Raw genomic sequence first — 22,118 nt, 5'->3', positions numbered from 1 at the left:
ACGGAGAATAACAATGCGAAAAATCACGTTGATCGGCTGCACCCTTGGCCTGTTGCTAGGCACCCAGGCCCATGCTGACGAAGCAGCGCTGGGGCCTACCCTGAGCAAGATTGCCAGAGCCAACAGCATTACCCTGGGCTATCGCGATGCTTCAGTGCCGTTCTCCTACGTGGGAGATCATTCGGGACAACCCATGGGCTACTCAGTAGACCTGGCGAACAAGATCGTCGAGCGGGTACAGCAGAAGCTGGCATTGCCCCAGCTCAAGGTGAAGTACAACCTGGTGACATCGCAAACCCGCATTCCGCTGGTACAGAACGGTACCGTTGACCTGGAGTGCGGCTCGACCGGCGTCACCGCAGAGCGCCAGAAGCAGGTGGCGTTTTCCTATGGGTTCATCTATGTCAAAGGTCAATTACTGACGGCCAAAGACAGCGGGATCAAGAGTTTCGCCGACCTGCGCGGCAAGAATGTGGTGACCACCGCCGGCACCACCAACGAACGCTATCTGAAAAGCTACAACGTCGATAACAAGATGGACATGTACGTGATCAGCGCCAAGGACCATGGTGAAGCCTTCCAGATGTTGCAGTCCGGCCGGGCAGCGGCGTTCTACATGGACGATGCGCTGCTCTACGGAGAACGCGCCAAGGCCCGTGATCCGCACAACTGGGTGGTGGTCGGGGAAGAGCAGTCGCGGGAAATCTACAGCTGCATGGTGCGCAAGGATGACCCGCAGTTCCTCGCGCTGGTGAACGCGGCGCTGGGCGAGCTGTACAGTTCCGGGGAAATCAACGGGATCTACCAGCGCTGGTTCGAACAACCGATTCCGCCCAAAGGCTTGAACCTGGAATTCCCGATGACCAGCGAACTCAAGGCCATCTTTGCCAAGCCGGTGAGTGACCCGGTGGAGTAGCATCCAGACGACCAGCCCCTCTGGCTCACGGCCTCGCCGAGTACTGGAGGCAATGGCCTCGGCCGCTCCGGCCGCGCCCCGTTGCCAGCGCAGGAATGACCTGCCATGAAGCTGACCAACCGCCCCGTTCAGCCCTCCGAAATCCCTGTTCTGCTAGCGGGGAACCACATGGGGCTGAACGAGGAGGTCGACACCCAAGGCACGAATGACTTTCAGCACAGTGTCAAAGCGTGGTTTTGCGCCTGGACTGAGTGCCTTGTACAGACTTTCCCTTCCCAACCCACTCTCGGTGGCGATACGCGTCATTCCCCGTGCGCGAGCGATATGGCCAAGTGCCCGAATTATTTCCTCGGTATCGCCATCTGCGAGGACCTGACTAAGGTACTCAGTGATGGCCTCATCACTACTCAACAAGGCCGCCATATCAAACGGGATCAACTTTTCGCTCATTTCATCTCCTTCAGCAGTTTTCTGGCTTTGAGGATATCGGTGGCCTGGGTGGACTTGTCTCCACCGACCAACAGCAGAACCAGCCTCTGGCCCTTTTGCGCAAAATAGACACGATATCCAGCAGCTACATCGATGCGAAGCTCACCGATACCGCCTCCAAGCCATTTGACATCTCCAAGATTCCCCATTGCTGCTCGCTCCAATCTACGACCTATCGCAAGCTGGGCCCTCAAATCTCTCAAGCTGGATAGCCAAACTGCAAAGCTCTCCGTCTGTTCAACGAGATACATCAAGTGGTCACCCAATCGTATCCGTACGGATACACCCATTCAAGTGTTGAAGCGGCCCACTCTGTCGCCTTACCCCTTATATGGGAACTCAGGCATTTCCCATATAAGGGGTCAGACCTTTCTCTTCACGGTCATAAAAAACCTTGCAACATTCAACACCCGAACCTTCGCCGCGCCTCGACGTCCGATCCTGCATCACCCGCGTTTCGAGGTACCCCGCGTGAAAGACATCATCACCCGCAAGTACCGCCTGGTCGTGAAGACCGTCGGCTACATCGGCTGGTCGCTATTCTGGCTGCTGATCTGGGATGTGCTGGTCACCATCGATTTCATGCTGTTCTTCAACAGCAAGTTCACCCTGCCGTTGATCCCGCTGACCTTGCTTGGCTCGGCGCTGGTGGTGCTGGTGAGCTTTCGCAACAGCAGCGCCTACAACCGCTGGTGGGAGGCGCGCACATTGTGGGGGGCGTTGGTGAACAGTTCACGCAGCTTCGCGCGGCAGGCGCTGACGCTGATCGATGACCCGGATGATGGCCTGAACCCGGTCAAGGCTACCCTGCTGCGTCGGCATATCGCCTATGTGAACTGCCTGGCGGCGCACCTGAAGGGCGAGCGCTGCCCGGATGAACTGATGGCGTTCATTCCGCCAGCGGAATTCGAGCGGCGCAACCGTTCGAACAATTTCGCCAACGACATTCTGAGTGGTTCGGCGGCGTTGCTGGCGCGGGAGTACCAGGCCGGGCGGCTGGACAGCATTCGCCTGGCAAGGCTGGAATCGACGCTGGTGGACCTGTCCAATGCCCAAGGTGGCATGGAACGGATCGCCAATACGCCACTGCCCTACCCTTACGTGTATTTTCCGCGGCTGTTCATCACCCTGTTCTGCCTGATCGTACCGGTGGGGCTGGTGGAGTCGCTGGGCTGGTTCACGCCGCTGGCTTCGACGGTGGTGGGCTTCATGCTGCTGGCCATCGAGCGGATCGGGACGGATTTGCAGAGCCCGTTCAGATTCAGTGAACACCAGATCCAGATGGACAGCATTTGCGAGACGATTGAGCGGAACCTGGAGTCGATGCAGCGGGAGGCGCAGTGTGCCGGAGTTGTGGGTGCCTGAGGGATTTTGGGGCTGCGTTGCAGCCCATCGCGACACAAGGCCGCTCCTACAAGGGGCCGCGCAAGCATCAAAGGCGGCACTTTGCCTGTAGGAGCGGCCTTGTGTCGCGATAGGGCCGCAACGCGGCCCCGGCTATCTGTCAGGCCCGCACATAGCGCTGGCGCAACACATCACTCAACGCGTCCACCAGCAACACCAGCACCAGCATCCCCATGATCACCGTGCTGGCCTGGGCCTCCTGGAACAGGCTCAAGGTGGTGTACAGCATCTGCCCCAACCCACCCGCACCGACAAACCCCAGAACGCTGGCCATGCGGATATTGTTCTCCCACCGATACAGGCTATAAGCCAGCAACTGCGGCCACAGATTGGGCAAGGTGCCAAAGCAGAATGCCGCCACCTGGCTACCGCCCTGCAAGCGGATGGCCGCCGCCGGCTCCGGCGGTGCGTTCTCCAGCGCCTCGGCAAACAGCCGCCCCAGCACGCCAGCGGTGTGCAGCGCCAACGCCAGGGTACCGGCATTCGGCCCAAGCCCGGCAGCCAGCACCGTCAGCGCGGCCCACACCAGTTCCGGGATGGCCCGCAGGGCATTCAGCAACAACCGCGCACAGGCCTGCAGTGGCCAACCGAACCGGCCAGCGGCCGGCAGCGCCAACAGCATGCCCAGCAGCATGGCCAACAAGGTGCCCAGGCCGGACATGGCCAAGGTTTCCAGCGCCCCATGCGCTACCGCGCGCAGGTGCCCGGCAGACAGGTCCGGGTGCAGAAAACGCCCGGCATACTCGCCCATCTGCCCCAGCCCGCCGTTGCCGACCAGCGCCTGCAAGTCCAGCTCCAGGTATGCGAACGAGGCCATCACTGCAGCCACGATGGCGCCGAGCACCAGCCAGTTGATGACCCGGTTCATGCAAGCCTCCAGCGCAGGAAGCGGCTGAGCAGGTCGGCCAGCATCACCAGGACCAGGAAGGTCAGCAGCATGCTTGCCACTTCCGCTCCCGCGAACATTCGCATCGACAGGTCGATCTGCTGCCCCAGCCCGCCAGCACCGACAAAGCCCATCACCACCGAGGCGCGCACCGCGCACTCCCAGCGGTACACGGTGTAGGACACCACTTCGGAGACCGCACTGGGCAGGATGCCGTAGAAAAACGCAGCCAGGCGGCCACTACCCGCCTGCAGCAAGGCATGCGCCGGGCGCTGGTCGACCGATTCGAAGATCTCGGCATAGACCTTGCCGAGCATACCGCTGTAGGTAATGGCGATAGCCAGCACGCCCGCCGTCGGCCCCAGCCCCACGGCCCGCACGAACAGCAACGCCCAGACGATTTCCGGCACACTGCGCAGGAAAATCAGCAACCAGCGCACTGGCAGGCGTAGCAGACGCGACCACAACCCGGCGCGACCGCCATGTGAGGCGGCACGCAGCGACAAGGCACGGCTGGCCAGCAACCCGGCAGGGACCGCCAGCAGCAACGCCAACGCCATGCCGGCCGTGGCCACGGCCAGGGTCTGCAAGGTGGCCTCATAAAGCAGGGAAAGGAAGTCGGCATCGTGTGCTGGTGGCCAGAAGGCACTGGTGAAACTGGCGATCTGCTGGCGATTCTCCGCTTGCAGCAGGACCGCCGGGTTCAATTCGCTCAGCTGCACGCCAGGCCACAGCACCGCCACAGCCAGCAGGGTCAGCAGCAACCGCGGCCACAGCGCCGGGTCGCGGGCATCAAGTTTCAGCATCGCGGTATCTGCACGGTCAGGGTCGGCCCCTGGCTCGGTGGTGAAGCCAGTTGTTCATTCGCATACAACGCATCCAGCAACTGCTCGGTCACCGCTTGCGCCGGGCAGTCGAACACCACCTGCCCTTCGCGGATACCAATCACCCGCGGGAAGTGCGCCAGCGCCAGGTCCACGGCATGCAGGCTCGCCACCAGAGTGACGCCATTGGCCTGTGCGTGGCGGTTGAGCAAGGCCAGACTGTGGTCAGCCAGCACCGGGTCCATGGCCGACACCGGCTCGTCGGTCAACAACACCTGCGGCCGCTGGTACAGCGCCCGGGCAATGCCCACACGCTGCAACTGGCCACCGGACAATTGCCCGCACTGTACGAAGAGTTTGTCGGCCAACCCCAGCTCGGCCAGTGCCTGGCGCGCCCCCGGCACATCGCAGGGGTACAGCAGGTTGAACAGGCCACGCAGCATGCCCCACTGCCCCAGGCGGCCGGCCAGCACTGCCGTCACCACCCGCTGGCGCGGCGGCAAGGGCGGTGCCTGATGCACCAGGCCTACCCGCGCACGCAGGCGCTGGCGGGCTCTGGAGGACAACGCCCATGGCTGCTCGCCGAGCAGTTCCAGGCGCCCGCTGCTGGGCTGGACGGCGGTCGCCATCAGGTGCAGCAAGCTGGACTTGCCCGCCCCCGACGGGCCTATGATGGCGACGCGCTCGCCCTGGCCGATACTCAGGCTCACGGCATCGAGCGCACGCACCTGGCCATGGCGCAGCCCGGCCTCGTGCAGATGGATCGCCACATTGGAAGCCACTGTCGATATCACTTGAGCAGGCCGGCCTCGCGCGCAGCCTGCTCGGTGCCCACGTAGTTCTCAGGTCTGGTCTCGATGAAGCGGCTGGCCGCCTGCAGGTCGAGGATCGCCTTGTGCTCCGGGTTGGCCGGGTCGAGGCCGAGGAAGGCTTTCTTGATCTTCTCTTTCAGCGCCGGGTCCATGTTGCCGCGCACGGTCCAGTTGTAGTCGAAGTAGGTCGGGGTGGTGGCGAACACCTTCACCTTGGCGGTATCGACCTTGCCGGCATCCACCAGCTTCTGCCAAACGCTGGCATTGAGCACGCCGCCATCGACCTTGCCGGCCTGCACCCAGGCCACGGTGGCATCGTGGGCGCCGGAGTAGGCAACGCGACCGAAGTAGTCTTCAGGCTTGATGTTGTCCTGCTTGAGCATGAAGTAACGCGGCATCAGGCTGCCCGAAGTGGAGGAAATGGAACCGAAGGCAAACGACTTGCCCTTGAGGTCGGCCAGGCTCTTCACATCAGGGTTGGCGGTGATGAATTTGGAAGTGAACTGCGCATCCTGTTCACGCTGCACCAGCGGCGTGGCGGCAGGGTCCTTCAAGTGCACCTGTACGAAGGTGAAGCCCCCCAGCCAGGCCAGGTCCAGGCGGCCGGAGGCCAGCGATTCGACTACCGCGGGGTAATCGGCCACAGGCACGAACTTCACCTCCATGCCCAACTGCTTGGCCAGGTACTCGCCCAACGGTTTGAACTTGCGCTGCAGTTCGGTCGGTGCTTCGTCAGGGATGGCGCTGACCCGCAGAGTGTCGGCGGCCTGGGCGACAACGGCACAGCAAGACAGCACAAGGCCGGCGGCGAGCGCCAGAGGGCGTTTGAGCATGAGGTGTTCTCCGGTTCAATAGCGGGGAAATGTCGGCCTATAGGCCGACGACGGGAATTATAAGAGGCGCAGGCGCAAAGGCCAGCTTTGCTACAATCGCGCATCAAATTGACCTCCTGAGGTGCACATGAGCGAGCCGATTCGCCTGACCCAGTACAGCCATGGTGCCGGCTGTGGCTGCAAGATATCCCCCAAGGTGCTGGATGTGATCCTCGCAGAAAGCGGCACCCAGGCTCTGGACCCGAAACTTTGGGTAGGCAACACCTCGCGCGACGACGCTGCCGTGTACGCGCTGGATGACGAGCGCGGCGTGGTCTCGACCACCGACTTCTTCATGCCGATCGTCGATGACCCGTACGACTTCGGCCGTATCGCCGCCACCAACGCCATCAGCGACATCTACGCCATGGGCGGCGACCCGCTGATGGCCATTGCCATTCTCGGCTGGCCGGTCAACGTGCTGCCACCGGAAGTGGCCCGCGAAGTGATCCGCGGCGGCCGTGCGGTATGCGCCGAAGCCGGTATCCCGCTGGCCGGCGGCCACTCCATCGACGCCCCCGAGCCGATCTTCGGCCTGGCCGTCACCGGCGTGGTCAGCAAGCGTCACCTCAAGCGCAACGACACCGCCAGCGCAGGCTGCCGCTTGTACCTGACCAAGCCACTGGGTATCGGCATCCTCACCACCGCCGAGAAAAAGGCCAAGCTGCGCCCCCAGGACCAGGGCCTTGCCCGCGACTGGATGTGCACCCTCAACACGCCAGGCAGCCGCTTCGGCAAGCTTGACGGGGTCAAGGCCATGACCGACGTCACCGGTTTCGGCCTGCTCGGCCACCTGGTGGAACTGGCCGAGGGCAGTGGCCTTACCGCTCATTTGGACTATGCCGCCGTCCCGCGCCTGCCCAGCGTCGACCACTACCTGGCCGAGGGCTGCATCCCCGGCGGCACCCTGCGCAACTTCGACAGCTATGGCCACAAGATCGGCGCCCTGAGCGACGACCAGAAGCATCTGCTGTGCGACCCGCAGACCAGTGGCGGCTTGCTGGTGGCGGTTATCCCGGAGGGTGAAGCCGAGTTCCTGGCGGTGGCCGCCGAACTGGGCCTGCAACTGGCGCCAATCGGCAAGCTGGTCGAGCGACAGAGCCACGCGGTCGAGGTGATCTGATGCGCCCCGACTGCACCGACTTTCGCCAGTTGTTCCTCGACGATGTGCCGATGATGGACATGCGTGCACCTGTCGAGTTTGCCAAGGGCGCCTTCCCCTGCGCCGTCAACCTGCCGCTGATGAATGACCAGGAGCGGCAAAAGGTCGGCACCTGCTACAAGCAGAAAGGCCAGGCTGAAGCCATCGTTCTGGGCCACAAGCTGGTCAGCGGCGAGATCAAGCAGGCACGTCTGGAGGCCTGGGCAAAGTTCGCCGAGGATCACCCGGAAGGCTACCTGTACTGCTTCCGTGGCGGCCTGCGCTCCCATCTTGTGCAGAAAGTGCTGCGCGATGAGAAGGGCATCCACTACCCCCTCGTCGAGGGCGGCTACAAGGCTATGCGCCACTTCCTGCTGGAGACTACCCAACAGGCGGTCGCGCAATGTGATTTCGTGCTCGCGGGCGGCCTGACCGGCACCGGCAAGACCGATGTGCTGCACCTGCTGGACAACGCGCTGGACCTGGAGGGCTACGCCAACCATCGCGGTTCCAGCTTTGGCAAGCGCGCCACTGCTCAGCCAGCGCAGATCGACTTCGAGAACAGGCTGGCCATAGAAGTGTTGAAAAAACGCGCCCGGGGCATCGAGCAGTTCGTGCTGGAAGACGAAGGCCGAATCGTGGGCAGCTGCACCGTACCGCTGGAGTTGTACCAGGGCATGCAGCAATACCCGCTGGTGTGGCTGGAAGACAGTTTGGCCAACCGCGTGGAGCGTATCCTGCGCGACTACGTGATCGACCTGAGCGCCGAGTTCGTCACCCTGCATGGTGAAGAAGATGGCCGGCGGCTATTTGCCGAGACACTTCTGCAGAGCATGGGCAGGATTCAAAAGCGCCTCGGCGGCGAGCGCCATCAGCGGCTGTCGGAAATCCTGCGCCAGGCGCTGGACGAGCAGCAGCGCAGTGGTTCGGTGGAATTGCACCGGGTCTTCATCGAAAGCTTGCTGAGCGAGTATTACGACCCGATGTATGCCTACCAGCGTGCAGCGAAAGCAGAGCGTATCGAGTTTGCCGGGGATGCGGTGGAAGTGCGCGAGTACCTCAAGGCCCGAGCGCTGCGCGAACCGCGCAAGTAAAAACGGGGCCGCTTCGCGCCCCATCGCCGGCAAGCCAGCTCCCACAGGTATTGCACTGCCTGACAGGGTATGCGCTCCCTGTGGGAGCTGGCTTGCCGGCGATAGGGCCAGTACTGGCAGCCTCACTGCCCAGGGCTGAGCACGCGCTCCAGCTCCGCCGCCCGGTCGCGGGTCATGTCCATCACACAGGTCCCACCTTCCAGCTGTGCCATTGTCCCGCCACTGGCCTGCACATGGAACCCGCAATTGCCATCGCGGTAGGCAAGCCACTTGCGCTGCACATCACGCAGGCTCTTCTGCTGCCCGGCATCCAGCTTGCCCATCAATTGCTTGTACACCCGGTTCAAACGCTGGTCCTGCAACTGCGTCTCGGCCCGAATGCACTCGCTCATGGCCACGGTACTGGACGCCTTGTCCATGCACTGCCCGTATCCCGGCGTGTAGTCATCCGCCTGGGCCAGCGGCAGCACACAGGCCACTGCCAGGCCCGTCAGGTAATGCTTGGCCATCAACCCCTCCTTGTGGGTATCACAGCGTCTGTGGCTGTTCCGGCGGCATCAGCACCTTGCCCGGCTCGAAGCGCAGCGATGGCATCTGCGTGGCCGCATACAACGCCACGCCAAGCGCCGCGATCAACACCACATCCAGCCAGCTCCAGCCCGGCATGTCGTCGGCGCTGCGTGCCCTCCAGCAATGCCAGGCCTGGCCCATGCAAAACACCACCATTGCCGCCAGCCACAGGTAGAAACCGGCACCAAAACCGGTCAGGTCATGGAACTCATAGCTCTGATTGTCCGGCAGGCGGTCAATTCCAAAGCTGCTGGCCGCCAGATACACAGCCACCAGCCCGACCAGCAATGCCAGCCGGCGAAAGCGTCGATGGGCAAGGACCGCCAGGGCCAGCAGCGGGTTGGCAAACCACTGGTACAACCCGAAGGGCATACCCCAAGGCCCGTACAACAGCATCTGCAGGGCCGGCATGTGGCGGTCACCACTCATCAGCGCGCCGTCGAAGAACAGTGCGAGCAGGTAAAGCAGCAGGCTGGCGCTCAGGTAGAAAACTGGCAAGAGATTTACTTCCTATGCAACCGGGGGCTCTAGCAGAAGGCCATAAATACCCGAATCGGACAACTCGCCGGCAACGCACCAACGCGCACGCAATGTGCCTTCCAGCACAAAGCCCTGGCGCTCCAGAGTGCGTGCCGAACCTTGGTTGCGCGGGTCGATCTCGCCTTCCAGGCGGCGCATGTGCAGGGTGTGGGCGAGGTAATCGATGAAGCAGGTCAGTGCTTCGTCCATGTAACCCCTGCCCTGCACCGCGCTGGCCAGGCAGTAGCCGATTTCACCACGGCGAGAGACATCGTCGATATTGAACAGCTGGACCATACCGATCAGTTCGCCGTTGTCACGGCGGTACATGCCAAGCTTGAGCTGGTCACCATTGGCATAGGCTTCGCGGTCGGCGGCCAGGGCGCTTTCGGCTTCGGCCAGGTCTTGCCAAGGTGCATGGTGCCAATAGCGCATGACCTCGGGGTCGGCCATGATCGCCAGCCATTGCGCGGCATCGGCATGGCGCATGGGGCGCAATTGCAGACGCGGGCTGTCGAGGCAGAGGTCACTGGGGAAACTGCGGGGTGGGGTCACGCCGGATCTCCTGTCCATTGCTGGGGAGATGACAGTTTAACGTCAAGCGATCGGTTCAAGCATCCCGGGGCTGCTGCGCAGCCCTATCGCCGGCAAGCCAGGCTCCCACAGGTACACCACAGGCCAGGAGCCTTGCACTATACCTGTGGGAGCCTGGCTTGCCGGCGATGGGCCGCAAAGCGGCCCCAAAAATCGTTCAGGCGCCCCGATTCAAGCCCATTTCCATGTCATTGATCAGCGCCTTGGCCATGGCACTGAGAATGCGCGCCGCGCTGCCAGCGATCTTGTCGCCCTCCATCTCGGCCTCTTCGTTCAAATGCTTGATACAGCCGATCAGCACCGACAATTCATCGAATGCCAGATCAAGCGGTACACCCGGCTCTATCCGGTACAGCTCAAGGAATTTCTCCGCACCTACGGTGGTGCGGGATTTGAGGTGGTCGCTCATGCCTGGGCCTCCTGCGCCTTTATGTGGGCTAACAAGGCGTGCAACAGGGCAGTTTGCGTCGACATGTTTTCGAGAAGGGTGGAACGCAGGTCCGGGGCTTCTGCGTCGAGGTATTGGAGGATGGTGTTGGAGAGAATGTCCATGACCTGGGTAGCCTGGGACTTCGCGGCTTGGTAAGTAAGGTCTGTAACGGGTGGATCAGGTACAAGTTTTTTCATAGTCATCTCGGAAATATTTTCAGAGGCAACCACTCGCATCCTTCTCACAGATAAGGTGGCAGCCGTACGCGAGGTGAGAAGACCAGTGTCCGAGGCACCGGCCAGACCGAAGTCTGCACGCGCACGGCTGCCATAACTGGCAAGCCATCTCGAAACACCGGGCTTCTCACACCCGATCGCCAATTGTGACGACGCCGAAACGTTATCTCTGAGGTAGCTACTTGCCTATCAGACGGCATCCGACTTAGGCCGTAGGATAATTCCTAATCCCTGGCAACCTGAAGCATTTGGTTGCAGGTTCAGAATCTTCTTACAGCTGATGGCCCTTTCGCGGGTAAACCCGCTCCTACAGGGTACGGTGATACCTGTAGGAGCGGGTTTACCCGCGAAAGGGCCGGTACAGGCTAACGAAATACGATCAGGCCACCTCAGCCCCATCATCCGGCCAATGCGGCTCGTTGGCCCCGGGCGGGGTCAGTGGTGGCAGGCCATACGCCGCCCGCGCATCGTCGCAGCTGGGGTTATGCACCCCACCCTCCCACGACGCCTCGAACTCGCGGCAGGGGCTGGAACGGTTGGCGTAGATGGTGCAAGCCACTTCCTGGCCGATCTCGCCCTGCAGGCTGATGCAGCGGCAGGGTTTGGCATCGGTGCCGATCATGGCAACACGGGTGGGGTTGATCTGTACCACCAGGTCGTCCGGCACAAGGCCCCCGGCGGACTGGCATTCGCCCCAGAAAAAGGACACACGGAAGTACCCGCAGCAGGCGCCGCAGTCAAGGCAAGGGTTGTATTCGGACATGATGGCACGGAGGGAAGGTTGTTGTTATCGGGGCTGGCCCGCGGCGCCATTTTCAATCCAAGCCGGGGCGGCTGGATAGAGGGGAATGCAAAAAATATTTGCCGCTGATCCGGCAATTGAACACGGGCGACCAACGACTTCCCCGGCCGCCCATTCAAGTCAGCGTAATGCCTTGTAGGTGTTGACATCCCAGCGCTGCTGGCCAAGGCCCTCGGTCGGCTCATAGCCATCACCACACACCTTGCTGAAGTGAATGCAGGTCTCGCCGCAATACACCAAGCGGTCGTCATCTTCGCCCTCGGTAAGTACGGTATACGACTCGCTACGCATGGCCTTGTAACTCCCTTCGGCAGCGGCCATGACCATGTGATATCGCATCAACTGCTCGTCGCTCAGGAACAGGCGCCTGTCCAGTTGCACACCCCAGCGGGTCAGGCAGACCTCGGCAAAATGACGAACGATCAATCCCGGCTCCGCCAGTACCTTGCCATCACTCGCACCGTCGATGGAGGCGTTGCCCACCAGCGTGGCGTGGCGGCCTGGTATCGGGTAGATGCATATCCGTGTACCCGGTTCGACCGAAGGGATCACGCAGGCAAAGCCTTTGGATCGCTCGTCCCGCGAATAGAAACCCACATACTCGCGGACATTGCCCGCCAAGGTTACCCGCTGGCTTTGCAGGTTACCGATGCCCGGCACCGGGTCGATGGCGAAGATATTCACGGGTATGTCCCGCAATACAGGGTCCTGCGCCATGGCGTTGGCCAGCATGTGGCAACTGATCCCTCCCCTGCTCCAACCCACCAGGTTCACCTGGGTCGGCAAGCGCGGCTTGCGGAACAGGTTGATGATGCGCTCTTGCAGCTCCTGTGGCGTCGGGTGGCGTTCGCCGTAGTCATAGGTGCGCCAGAACCAGGAAGCTGTAGAGGTGGCATCCGGGATCGGAACCCCGGCCTCCTTCAGCCGCTCGTATTCTTCCTCGCTCAGCTTGGTGCGCTGCCAGCTGCTTTCGCCCTTGATCACCTTCAGCACATGGTTGACGTTCTCTTCCCAGCCGCTGCCGAACAACTGGCCGCTCCAGTTGAAATAACCACCGGGCTCGACGAACAGATTGTCATCCTGGAGGTTGCCGCTGCCGGGGCCGTCAACGGCAATCCAGTGAGCGAACTCGCGGCCCTGGTCATTGCTGGCCAGGGTCGAGACCAGCTCACCATTCCAGAAGTTGGGGTTGGCATCGTCGAAGCGGTGGGAGCCGGTGCCGCAGAAATAGGCGGTGAAGACACTCATCTTTCGGGTCTCTGAAGTGAGAAATGAGTGCAGAAAAATAGTTATCTGGGTAGCTGTAGAGCAGTAGGAAAGTGCTCCTACAGGTACGGCGCAGGCCGTGCGGCATGTGCCGTACCTGTAGACATGGGGGCTTACTTACGAGTCAGGCCATCAGCCCGGAACATCTGCCGGATCCCGCGAATCGCCTGGCGAATACGATCCTGGTTCTCGATCAGGGCAAAACGCACATGGTCATCACCATAATCACCAAAACCGATCCCCGGCGACACACAAACCTTGGCTTCGGCCAGCAGTTTCTTGGAAAACTCCAGCGAGCCCAGGTGCGCATACTCCGGCGGGATCTTCGCCCATACGTACATCGAAGCCTTGGGGTTCTCGACCATCCAGCCCAGCTCGTGCAGCCCTTTCACCAGCAGGTTGCGGCGCTGGCGGTACTGCTCGGCAATGTCTCGTACGCACTGCTGGTCGCCTTCCAGTGCTGCAATGGCAGCCACCTGCAGCGGGGTGAAGGTGCCGTAGTCGTGGTAGCTTTTGATCCGCGCCAAGGCACTGACCAACTCGGGGTTGCCGACCATGAAGCCGATCCGCCAGCCAGCCATGTTGTAGCTCTTGGACAGGGTGAAGAACTCCACCGCGATGTCCTTGGCCCCCGGCACCTGCATGATCGACGGGGCCTTCCAGCCATCGTAGACGATGTCGGCATAGGCCAGGTCATGGACCACCAGCACGCCATACTGCTTGGCCAGGGCCACCACGCGCTCGAAGAAGTCCAGCTCCACGCACTGAGCGGTGGGGTTGGACGGGAAGCCGAGGATCATCATCTTCGGCTTGGGGATCGACTCGCGGATGGCCCGCTCGAGTTCGTTGAAAAAGTCCACGCCCGGCACCAGCGGTACCGAACGCACCTGGGCACCGGCGATCACCGCACCGTAGATATGGATCGGGTAGCTGGGGTTGGGCACCAGCACCGTGTCGCCCTGGTCGAGGGTAGCCAGCATCAGGTGCGCCAGGCCTTCCTTCGAGCCGATGGTGACGATGGCTTCGCTTTCCGGGTCGATGTCGACCTCGTAGCGTTCCTTGTACCAGTTGGAGATGGCCCGACGCAGGCGCGGGATGCCGCGAGAGGTGGAGTAGCCGTGGGTATCTTCACGCTGGGCGACCTGCACCAGCTTCTCGACGATGTGCGGCGGGGTGGCGCCATCGGGGTTGCCCATGCTCAGGTCGATGATGTCCTCGCCACGGCGGCGGGCGGCCATCTTGAGCTCGGCAGTGATGTTGAAGACGTAAGGGGGCAGACGATCGATGCGCGCAAAGCGGCGCGGCGAACCTGGGTTGGCCATGGCTTCCTCTGAGTACGTAAGCGCCCGGAACCGTCCGAGCGACGCTGGCCGATGTGGCGGCCTGAATCAGAAGATAGTGCCGATACAGGATACCTGTAAAGGACAATTTCCTGTTTTCATAGATCTTTTCAGATGTATTTTTTGAAAATAAGAAATTTATATTCTGCTGTGCCGGCCTTGTTCGCGGGCGAGCCCGCGAACAAGGCCGGCACAGAAAAACGCCCATAAAAAACCCCGGCACAGTGGCCGGGGTTTTTCGTGAAACAGGCAGCAGTATCAGCGTGCGTATGTCATCAGCACGTCCGCAGCGGTCTGGCTGTCCACACCCATCATCACGCTCAGGGCAGTGACGGTGAGGATGGAGAAGCCGAACACCTTGCGCGCCCACTTGCTGTCGTCCTCGGCCTTGTAGCCAGCCCAGGCCATGTACAGCCAGTACAGACCCATGGCTGCTGCCACGGCCAGATAGCCGAGGCCGGCGTAACCGCCGAGGGTAAGCATCAGGGTTGCGAGCACGAAAGCCAGCACGTACAGCACGATCTGCTTCTTCGCCGCGAGGATGCCACGTGCCACCGGCAGGACCGGAATGTTGGCAGCGCTGTAATCCTTGAAGCGGAAGATCGCGATGGCGAAGCTGTGCGGCATCTGCCACAGGCTGAACATCACCAGCAGGGTAAATGCAGCCAGGTCGAAGCTGTTGCTCACGGCGCAATAGCCGATCACCGGAGGCATGGCACCAGACAGGCTGCCGACCAAGGTGCCGTGCACCGATTTACGCTTCAGCCACAGGCTGTAGAAACCGACGTAGACGATGAAGCCGATCAGCGCACAGAACGCCGACAGCGGGTTGGCCTGGACATACAGCAGGCTGAAACCCGCCACCCCGAGCAGGGTGGCGTAGATCAGCGCGAGGGGCAGCGACATGCCGCCCTGGACCATGACGCGGTTCTTGGTGCGCTCCATCTTGTGGTCGATGTCACGGTCGATGCAGTTGTTGAACACGCATCCGGACGCAACCACCAGCGAAGTACCGATCACCACCGCCAGGAACAGGGCGAAATCCACATGGCCCTTCGAGGCAAGGAAGAAACCGCCTGCCACGGAAAGCACGTTACCGAAAATGATCCCCGGTTTGGTGATTTGGATAAAGTGCTTAACGGACATGCAGTCTTACCTCACTTGGCCAACATTTCGAAGTGGATGCTGAACATGATCCACAGCGACAGGCCGACAAGCAGAGCGATCACCAGGGTGGTGAACAGGAACGTCGAAACGTTGTTGCGTTGCTCTTTCGAGCGGTCCATGTGCAGGAAGTACACGAGGTGCACTACTACCTGGATCACGGCCATGGCAACAATGATCAGAACGGTCAGGTTCTTCGGCAGGCTTGGCGACATGGCCAGGCCGAACGGGATCGCAGTCAGGATGATCGACAGGATGAAGCCGATCATGTACGACTTGACGCTGCCGTGGTTACCTTCGTGATGAGTGTCGTGTGCGTTAGCCATTACAGAACTCCCAGCAGGTAGACGACGGTGAATACGCAGATCCAGACCACGTCCAGGAAGTGCCAGAACAGGCTCAGGCAGCTCATGCGGGTCTTGGCGGTCGGCGTGATGCCGTGCTTGTTGATCTGGTACATCATGATTGCCATCCAGATCAGGCCGGCGGTCACGTGCAGACCGTGGGTACCTACCAGGGCGAAGAAGCCCGACAGGAAACCACTGCGGTTCGGGCCGTAGCCCTCGGCGATCAGGTGATGGAATTCGTAGATTTCCATCGCGATGAAGCCTGCACCGAACAGGAAGGTCACAGCCAACCAGCCCAGTACGCCAGCTTTCTTGCCGTCGAACATCTTCAGCATGGCGAAGCCGAAGGTGATCGAGGACAGCAGCAGGAACAGCGTTTCAACAGCTACGAAATCGAGCTGGAAGATGTCATGACCCGACGGGCCGCCGGCAAAACTGCCGGACAGCACCGCGTAGGTGGCGAAGAGCGACGCAAACAGGATGCAGTCGGTCATCAGGTACAGCCAGAAACCGAGTACGGTCATCTGGCCCGAGTCGTGGTGGTGGTCGTCATGCCCATGGTCGTGACCATGAGCAGCACCGTGCATTACTTGACTGGACATTGATTACACCCGCTCAAACGATTCGACACGTGCGCCGGCAGGCAGAGCACCTGCTTTGGCCAGCGCTTTCATGCGCTCGCCTTCGATGCGCGCCACTTCTTCGGCCGGAACCATGTAGCCCTGGTCGTCACGCGCAGCGTGGCGAACGAAGACAGCGATGGTTGCAACCAGGCTCGCGCCAACCAGCCACCAGATGTGCCAGATGAAGGCGAAGCCGAAGACGGTCAGGAACAGGCCCATGAACAAACCGGTGGAGGTGTTGCTCGGCATGTGGATCGCTTCGTACTTGGCCGCAGGCTTGTAGGCAACACCGGCTTCCTTGGCTTCGTGCCAGGCGTCCAGACCAACCTTCTCAGGCATGTGGGCGAAGTTGTAGAACGGAGGTGGCGACGAAGTCGACCATTCCAGGGTACGGCCGCCCCATGGGTCGCCGGTCACGTCCAGGTTCTGGTTGCGGTCGCGAACCGATACGTACAGCTGGATCAGCTGGCAGGCGATACCGAACAGGATCAGCACGGCGCCGACAACGGCTACGTACAGGTAGGGTTCCCACAGTGGGTTGTCGGAGTGGTTCAGACGACGAGTCATGCCCATGAAGCCCAGGGCGTACAGCGGCATGAACGCTACGTAGAAGCCCGAGATCCAGAACCAGAAGGCAGCCTTGCCCCACTTCTCGTTCAGGGTGAAACCAAAGGCTTTCGGGAACCAGTAGGCGAAGCCGGCGATGTAGCCGAATACCGCACCACCGATGATCACGTTGTGGAAGTGAGCAATTACGAACAGGCTGTTGTGCAGCACGAAGTCAGCACCTGGAACAGCCAGCAGAACACCAGTCATGCCACCGATGGAGAAGGTGATCATGAAGCCCAGGGTCCACATGATCGGCGCGGTGAAGCGCAGACGGCCCTGGTAGATGGTGAACAGCCAGTTGAACAGCTTCACACCGGTCGGAATGGAGATCAGCATCGTCGCCAGGCCGAAGAAGGTGTTGACGCTGGCGCCGGCACCCATGGTGAAGAAGTGGTGCAGCCATACAGCGAAGCCCAGCACGGCGATGGCGCCCGATGCGTAGATCATCGAGTGGTGGCCGAACAGACGCTTGCCTGCGAAGGTGGAGGTAACTTCCGAGAACACACCGAAGGCCGGCAGGATCAGGATGTAAACCTCAGGGTGACCCCACGCCCAGAACAGGTTGACGTACATCATCGGGTTCCCACCAAGCTCGTTGGTGAAGATGTGGAAGTCCAGATAACGGTCAACAGTCAGCAGAGCGAGTGCAGCGGTCAGGATCGGGAAGGAAGCCACGATCAGCACGTTGGCCCAGGTGCAGGTCCAGGTGAAGATCGGCATGTCCATCAGTTTCATGCCAGGTGCGCGCATCTTCATCACGGTGACGAGGAAGTTCACGCCGGTAAGCGTCGTACCCAGGCCTGAGAGCTGTAGCGCCCAGATGTAGTAGTCGACACCCACCCCAGGGCTGTACTGAATGCCCGCGAGCGGCGGATAGGCAACCCAGCCGGTCTTGGCGAATTCACCAACGCCCAGCGAGATGTTGACCAGCAGCACGCCTGCCAGCAGCAGGTAGAAGCTCAGGGAGTTCAGGAACGGGAAGGCAACGTCACGTGCACCGATCTGCAGAGGAACCGCAAGGTTCATCAGGCCGGTGAAGAACGGCATCGCCATGAAGATGATCATGATCACACCGTGAGCGGTGAAGATCTGGTCATAGTGTTCAGGCGGCAGGTAGCCTTCGGAGCCACCGGTAGCGGCAGCCAGCTGGGTACGCATCATGATGGCGTCGGCAAAGCCGCGCAGCAGCATGACCATCGCGACGATGATGTACATCACCCCGATTTTCTTGTGGTCGACAGTCGTCAACCACTCGCTCCACAAGTAGGTCCACTTGCGGAAGTAGGTGATAGCACCGACGACAGCGATACCACCGAGCGCGATCATGGCAAGCGTCACCATGACTATCGGCTCGTGATAGGGTATCGCCTCCAGGCTTAGTTTACCGAACATCTCTTACTCCTCTGCACCGGCAGCTGGTTGCATACTCGATTCCACACCCTTGGTAGTGGCCAGATCTTTGCTGCCTGCTTCTTCGTGGCTCGGACGACCGCGGTTCATGCCTTCGTACTTGTCGACGATCAGCTGGAACTGGTCAGGCGAAGCCTCGCTATACAGCGCGACTGGGTTGTTTTCGCTTGGTTTGGCCAAGGCGTCGTATTCGGCCTTGTCCAGCTTCTTCGGCGACTGCTTGACCTCGGCGACCCACTTGTCGAAGTCTTCCTGAGAGGTGGCAGTAGCCTTGAATTTCATGCCGGTGAAGCCAGCACCGCTGTAGTTGGCGCTGATACCGTCGAACTCGCCGTTTTCGTTGGCGATCAGGTGCAGCTTGGTGGTCATGCCGGCCATGGCGTAGATCTGGCCGCCCAGGCCCGGGATGAAGAACGAGTTCATCACGGCGTCGGAAGTGACGCGGAAGTTGACCGGAGTGTTAGCCGGGAAGACGATCTTGTTGACCGTGGCAATGCCCTGCTCCGGGTAGATGAACAGCCATTTCCAGTCCAGTGCGACCACGTCGATCTGCACCGGCTTCACATCGGAATCCAGCGGACGGTACGGGTCCAGCTTGTGGGTGGAGTGGTAGGTGAAGTAGCCCAGGGCGATGATGATCAGGATCGGGATGATCCACACCGCGGCTTCGATCTTGGTCGAGTGCGACCAGTCGGGGGTGTAGGTGGCAGCCTTGTTGGAAGCACGGTACTTCCAGGCGAAAACCACGGTCATGATAATGACAGGAATCACCACCAGCAGCATCAGACCGGTAGCGATCAGGATCAGGTTCTTTTGCTCAATGCCGACCTGACCTTTCGGGTCGAGCAGGGTCCAGTTGCACCCACTGAGTAAAAGCATGCCTAAAAAGGGCAATATGCCAAACAGTCTGGGGTAACGCTTTTTACTCATCTCACGACCTCTAGATCAGCTTGCTTCAATGCAATTTGTGTTTTGGTAGCCAGCACTTCGTCCTGCCAAGTGAGGCATTTCGCGCCCGTACTCGCTCCTGCCCGGGGTCCGACTGCAGGACCTTGGCGTCAAGCGGGTTAGCGGTGCTTATGGTTTCGTAGGCAACAGGCCTGTACTTCAGACCAAGTCCATTTGGTGCGGGAAAACGCGGAGGGGGATCCGCCCGGTATCGCCGTTGGGCGAAACTTGACGAAGTCAGCAAAAAGGAGCGCTGGGGCTTCCTTCAATCCTGCGACTCGCAAGCAGTGCCGAACGGAAATTGGGGGCGATTGTAGATAGGTCGCCAATCCTTGACTATGACTTATTGAGCAACAGTCTTTTACAGAATCTGCAACAATGCTGCTCAAAAACTCAACTTCGCGACAGTTTGTCGCACCCCGCTTGATAGCCCCCAAAGCCGCATTCTGCAAGGCCTCCGAGTTGATCTGGATCAAGCGGTGAGCGAATTTTCCCTCTTCTCATGCGGCGTAAAAGACCCCATGCAATTCGGTACTTTTGTCTAACCCTGGCGTCGGTTGCGATAGATCCCGAGTGGAACCAGCACAGCCGTCAGGACGAACGCCACCAGTGCCCATTGCGCCAGCGACAGACCAAGGATCGGCGGGTATGGCGTGCTGCAGAAGCCGTCGACCTGGAACACCAGCGGCCAGAGCTTGGCCAGCGGCAGGTCGTCCACGATCGGCTGCAGGGTGTCGATGCCACAACTGACCATGGGGTTGGCGAGTATATACACATGGTTGCCGGCCGCAACGATTCCGCCGATGGCGCTGAGCACCACCAGTACCTCGAAGAAGGTGAGGCTACGGCGCCCGGGCATCGCCGCTGCGATGAAGGCGAACACGGCGATGAACAAAAGCGCATAACGTTGCAGGATGCACAGAGGGCATGGTGCCTCGCCCAGGACTATCTGCATGTAGAGAGCGCCACCGATCAGCGAAATGCAGATCAGGCCCAACAGTACCAGAAAGCGCCGTTCCCGATTCAGGCGCGATGTTTGTTCGTTCATTGCCGGTTCCTTCGATGGATAGTGGCAGCGTGATCTGCCTGCCTGGCGCAAGTCTACACGCTGGGCAGGGCCTTTGACGTGCCGAGGAAGCGGCGTGATAGCGCTGCGCGGGGCTATCCGGTGTGGCTGAGACCGGCCGCAACGACGTCGGTTCAACGCCGTGCGGCAAAAAAAGCGGCTGCCCGGGTGCCGCGCAGGGGCAAGCCCCTCGACACCCGGGAGTGAAGGATACCGTGATTAAAGGAGGATTAAAGATGAAAGCTGCACAGCCGCTTTCATCTCTCCTTATATATAGGCAGGAAGGTGAGGTGCGGCCCAGCCGCTGGCAAGCCAGCCCCCAGGCGACGAATGCGATCGACCGTTTCGTTCTCGATTACCCACGGGCGGGAGCAGTGCTGCAAGGGAGCTGGCTTGCCAGCGGCTGGGATGAATACGCTGTAAGCCTGTACCGGCCACAGATACGCCACAGACTGCAAAACCTGTGGGGTAACTGTGGGAGCGGGCAAGCCCGCGAAGAGGCCAGTGCAGGCGCTACATCACTCCAGCGCAGCCGCCGGCCCGAAGAACTCGTAGCGGCTCTGCTGCTCTGGCACACCCAGGCCCTTCAGCTGGCGCTTGACCGCCGCCATGAAACCCTTGGGCCCGAGGAAGTATGCATCCACGTCTCGCTCTTGCGGCAGCCACTCGGCCAGCAAGTCCTCGCTCAGCAGGCCCACGGCATCAGCCGCGGCATCATCATGCGGTTCGGCATAGCAGTAGAAGCGCTTGAGCTGTGGGTGACGCTCGGCCAGCTCGTCGATCCAGGCGCGGAAGGCATGCACGGCGCCGTTACGGGCGCAGTGAATGAAATGCACCTCACGCTGGGTTTGCAGCGCCGCCTGCAACATTGGCAGGGTCGGAGTAATACCCACGCCACCGCTGATCAGCACCAGCGGCTTGTCGCTCGCCGCCAGGGTGAAATCGCCAGCCGGCGGGAACAGCTGCAGGGTATCGCCCACCGCCAGCACATCGTGCAGGTAGTTGGAGACCTTGCCACCCGCTTCGCGCTTGACGCTGATGCGGTATTCCTTGCCGTCGCACAGTGCCGACAGGGAGTAGTTGCGGCGCTGCTCGGCGCCGTCGATGTCCAGCTTCAGGCCGATGTACTGGCCAGGCTCGGCCCTGAGCACCGGTTTGCCATCCACCGGGGCAAAGTAGAACGAAACGATTTCGCTGCTTTCCTGCTCACGGCGCACAAGGCGGAATTCGCGGGTGCCGCGCCAGCCGCCTTCGGCTTCTTCCTTCTGTTTATAGAGGTTCTCTTCCGCGCCGATCAGGATGTCGGCCAACTGGCCATAGGCCGCGCCCCAGGCGTCGATCACGGCGGGTGTGGCGATTTCCTTGCCCAGCACTTCTTCGATGGCGCGCAGCAGGCAGCTGCCGACGATCGGGTAGTGCTCCGGCAGAATCTGCAGGGCAACGTGCTTGTTGATGATCTGGCCGACAAGGCCGCCAAGCTGCTCCAGCTGGTCGATGTGGCGGGCATACATCAATACCCCGTTGGCCAGGGCGCGCGGTTGGTCACCGCTGGCCTGGTGGGCCTGGTTGAACAGCGGGCGCACTTGCGGGTACTCGCTGAGCATCATCTTGTAGAAGTGGGTGGTCAGCGCTTCGCCGCCGCTTTCCAGCAGGGGGACAGTGGCCTTGATGATTGCACGTTGTTCGGCATTGAGCATTGCAACAACTCCTGAGCCTGTGGCTTCAAATGACTGCCCGAGCCATTACATCAATCATG

Annotated in this window: 25 protein-coding genes; 4 read left to right on the top strand and 21 right to left on the bottom strand. The window is 61.0% G+C overall.

Annotated features, from left to right (window positions below):
- Positions 1 to 13 precede the first annotated feature (13 nt).
- Positions 14 to 916, top strand: coding sequence for a transporter substrate-binding domain-containing protein (locus GYA95_RS00680; protein WP_015269007.1), 903 nt, complete (start codon positions 14 to 16; stop codon positions 914 to 916).
- A gap of 153 nt (positions 917 to 1,069) precedes the next feature.
- Here the strand turns inward: GYA95_RS00680 and GYA95_RS00675 are convergent, their stop codons facing one another.
- On the bottom strand, positions 1,070 to 1,366 hold the full coding sequence (locus GYA95_RS00675; RefSeq protein ID WP_061303299.1) for an addiction module antidote protein: 297 nt from the start codon (positions 1,364 to 1,366) through the stop codon (positions 1,070 to 1,072).
- The gene (locus GYA95_RS00670; protein ID WP_080604915.1) at positions 1,363 to 1,656 is read right to left on the bottom strand and encodes a type II toxin-antitoxin system RelE/ParE family toxin; all 294 of its coding nucleotides are present in this window, start codon (positions 1,654 to 1,656) and stop codon (positions 1,363 to 1,365) included. Before GYA95_RS00670 ends, GYA95_RS00675 begins: the two co-directional genes overlap by 4 nt.
- A 220-nt stretch (positions 1,657 to 1,876) precedes the next feature.
- Here GYA95_RS00670 and GYA95_RS00665 point away from each other — a divergent pair, with 220 nt between their 5' ends.
- Complete coding sequence (locus GYA95_RS00665; RefSeq protein WP_015269004.1) at positions 1,877 to 2,770, top strand: bestrophin family protein; 894 nt, start codon at positions 1,877 to 1,879, stop codon at positions 2,768 to 2,770.
- 139 nt (positions 2,771 to 2,909) lie between these two features.
- On the opposite strand, the gene phnE is transcribed toward GYA95_RS00665, so the two are convergent.
- From phnE to GYA95_RS00645, 4 genes are read right to left on the bottom strand one after another with little or no spacing between them, the layout of a single operon-like run.
- Positions 2,910 to 3,677, bottom strand: coding sequence for a phosphonate ABC transporter, permease protein PhnE (gene phnE, locus GYA95_RS00660; RefSeq protein WP_015269003.1), 768 nt, complete (start codon positions 3,675 to 3,677; stop codon positions 2,910 to 2,912).
- Positions 3,674 to 4,501 carry a PhnE/PtxC family ABC transporter permease gene (locus GYA95_RS00655; RefSeq protein ID WP_015269002.1) on the bottom strand — a complete coding sequence of 276 codons (828 nt, stop codon included), beginning with the start codon at positions 4,499 to 4,501 and terminating at the stop codon, positions 3,674 to 3,676. The genes phnE and GYA95_RS00655 overlap by 4 nt, the downstream gene beginning before the upstream one ends.
- Positions 4,495 to 5,289 carry a phosphonate ABC transporter ATP-binding protein gene (locus tag GYA95_RS00650; protein WP_015269001.1) on the bottom strand — a complete coding sequence of 265 codons (795 nt, stop codon included), beginning with the start codon at positions 5,287 to 5,289 and terminating at the stop codon, positions 4,495 to 4,497. The genes GYA95_RS00655 and GYA95_RS00650 overlap by 7 nt, the downstream gene beginning before the upstream one ends.
- Before the next feature lie 20 nt (positions 5,290 to 5,309).
- Complete coding sequence (locus tag GYA95_RS00645; RefSeq protein WP_015269000.1) at positions 5,310 to 6,164, bottom strand: putative selenate ABC transporter substrate-binding protein; 855 nt, start codon at positions 6,162 to 6,164, stop codon at positions 5,310 to 5,312.
- A 127-nt stretch (positions 6,165 to 6,291) separates the two neighbouring features.
- Between GYA95_RS00645 and selD the strand changes: the two genes are divergently transcribed.
- Both selD and mnmH read left to right on the top strand, forming a co-directional pair.
- Positions 6,292 to 7,326 carry a selenide, water dikinase SelD gene (gene selD / locus GYA95_RS00640; protein WP_015268999.1) on the top strand — a complete coding sequence of 345 codons (1,035 nt, stop codon included), beginning with the start codon at positions 6,292 to 6,294 and terminating at the stop codon, positions 7,324 to 7,326.
- Positions 7,326 to 8,438, top strand: a complete 1,113-nt coding sequence (gene mnmH, locus GYA95_RS00635; protein WP_015268998.1) for a tRNA 2-selenouridine(34) synthase MnmH — start codon at positions 7,326 to 7,328, stop codon at positions 8,436 to 8,438. Before selD ends, mnmH begins: the two co-directional genes overlap by 1 nt.
- A gap of 122 nt (positions 8,439 to 8,560) precedes the next feature.
- On the opposite strand, the gene GYA95_RS00630 is transcribed toward mnmH, so the two are convergent.
- From GYA95_RS00630 to hmpA, 15 genes are all read right to left on the bottom strand, one after another.
- Complete coding sequence (locus GYA95_RS00630; protein ID WP_015268997.1) at positions 8,561 to 8,947, bottom strand: lysozyme inhibitor LprI family protein; 387 nt, start codon at positions 8,945 to 8,947, stop codon at positions 8,561 to 8,563.
- A gap of 19 nt (positions 8,948 to 8,966) precedes the next feature.
- A complete protein-coding gene (locus GYA95_RS00625) occupies positions 8,967 to 9,506 on the bottom strand; it encodes a hypothetical protein (protein WP_015268996.1) in 540 nt (179 codons plus the stop codon).
- 12 nt (positions 9,507 to 9,518) lie between these two features.
- A complete protein-coding gene (locus GYA95_RS00620; RefSeq protein ID WP_012270565.1) occupies positions 9,519 to 10,082 on the bottom strand; it encodes a GNAT family N-acetyltransferase in 564 nt (187 codons plus the stop codon).
- A gap of 196 nt (positions 10,083 to 10,278) precedes the next feature.
- The gene (locus GYA95_RS00615) at positions 10,279 to 10,530 is read right to left on the bottom strand and encodes a DUF3077 domain-containing protein (protein ID WP_015268995.1); all 252 of its coding nucleotides are present in this window, start codon (positions 10,528 to 10,530) and stop codon (positions 10,279 to 10,281) included.
- Positions 10,527 to 10,673 carry a hypothetical protein gene (locus GYA95_RS27530; protein ID WP_169774995.1) on the bottom strand — a complete coding sequence of 49 codons (147 nt, stop codon included), beginning with the start codon at positions 10,671 to 10,673 and terminating at the stop codon, positions 10,527 to 10,529. The genes GYA95_RS00615 and GYA95_RS27530 overlap by 4 nt, the downstream gene beginning before the upstream one ends.
- A 493-nt stretch (positions 10,674 to 11,166) precedes the next feature.
- Positions 11,167 to 11,550 (bottom strand): YkgJ family cysteine cluster protein, encoded by a 384-nt coding sequence (locus tag GYA95_RS00605; protein ID WP_003259127.1) that lies wholly within the window; start codon positions 11,548 to 11,550, stop codon positions 11,167 to 11,169.
- A 159-nt stretch (positions 11,551 to 11,709) separates the two neighbouring features.
- Positions 11,710 to 12,837, bottom strand: coding sequence for a PH domain-containing protein (locus tag GYA95_RS00600; protein ID WP_015268994.1), 1,128 nt, complete (start codon positions 12,835 to 12,837; stop codon positions 11,710 to 11,712).
- Between the two features lie 131 nt (positions 12,838 to 12,968).
- Positions 12,969 to 14,177, bottom strand: coding sequence for an alanine transaminase (gene alaC, locus GYA95_RS00595; RefSeq protein WP_013970982.1), 1,209 nt, complete (start codon positions 14,175 to 14,177; stop codon positions 12,969 to 12,971).
- A gap of 276 nt (positions 14,178 to 14,453) precedes the next feature.
- Entirely contained in the window at positions 14,454 to 15,341 is an 888-nt protein-coding gene (cyoE, locus tag GYA95_RS00590; RefSeq protein WP_013970981.1) for a heme o synthase, read from the bottom strand.
- Between the two features lie 11 nt (positions 15,342 to 15,352).
- Positions 15,353 to 15,685: a cytochrome o ubiquinol oxidase subunit IV gene (gene cyoD, locus GYA95_RS00585; protein ID WP_003259128.1), complete on the bottom strand. Its 333-nt coding sequence runs from the start codon at positions 15,683 to 15,685 to the stop codon at positions 15,353 to 15,355.
- Positions 15,685 to 16,308: a cytochrome o ubiquinol oxidase subunit III gene (cyoC, locus tag GYA95_RS00580; protein ID WP_023661242.1), complete on the bottom strand. Its 624-nt coding sequence runs from the start codon at positions 16,306 to 16,308 to the stop codon at positions 15,685 to 15,687. Before cyoC ends, cyoD begins: the two co-directional genes overlap by 1 nt.
- A 3-nt stretch (positions 16,309 to 16,311) precedes the next feature.
- Entirely contained in the window at positions 16,312 to 18,330 is a 2,019-nt protein-coding gene (gene cyoB, locus GYA95_RS00575; protein ID WP_013970980.1) for a cytochrome o ubiquinol oxidase subunit I, read from the bottom strand.
- Positions 18,331 to 18,333: 3 nt separating this feature from the next.
- On the bottom strand, positions 18,334 to 19,278 hold the full coding sequence (cyoA, locus tag GYA95_RS00570; protein ID WP_015268993.1) for a ubiquinol oxidase subunit II: 945 nt from the start codon (positions 19,276 to 19,278) through the stop codon (positions 18,334 to 18,336).
- A 559-nt stretch (positions 19,279 to 19,837) separates the two neighbouring features.
- Positions 19,838 to 20,344: a disulfide bond formation protein B gene (locus GYA95_RS00565; protein ID WP_013970978.1), complete on the bottom strand. Its 507-nt coding sequence runs from the start codon at positions 20,342 to 20,344 to the stop codon at positions 19,838 to 19,840.
- 536 nt (positions 20,345 to 20,880) lie between these two features.
- Positions 20,881 to 22,059 (bottom strand): NO-inducible flavohemoprotein, encoded by a 1,179-nt coding sequence (hmpA, locus tag GYA95_RS00560; RefSeq protein WP_015268992.1) that lies wholly within the window; start codon positions 22,057 to 22,059, stop codon positions 20,881 to 20,883.
- Positions 22,060 to 22,118: the final 59 nt, after the last annotated feature.

Origin of the sequence: Pseudomonas asiatica (assembly GCF_009932335.1) — a bacterium.
Classification (GTDB): domain Bacteria; phylum Pseudomonadota; class Gammaproteobacteria; order Pseudomonadales; family Pseudomonadaceae; genus Aquipseudomonas; species Aquipseudomonas asiatica.
Note: the sequence above shows the minus strand (reverse complement) of the source record. Positions and strands in the feature narration are given on the sequence as shown.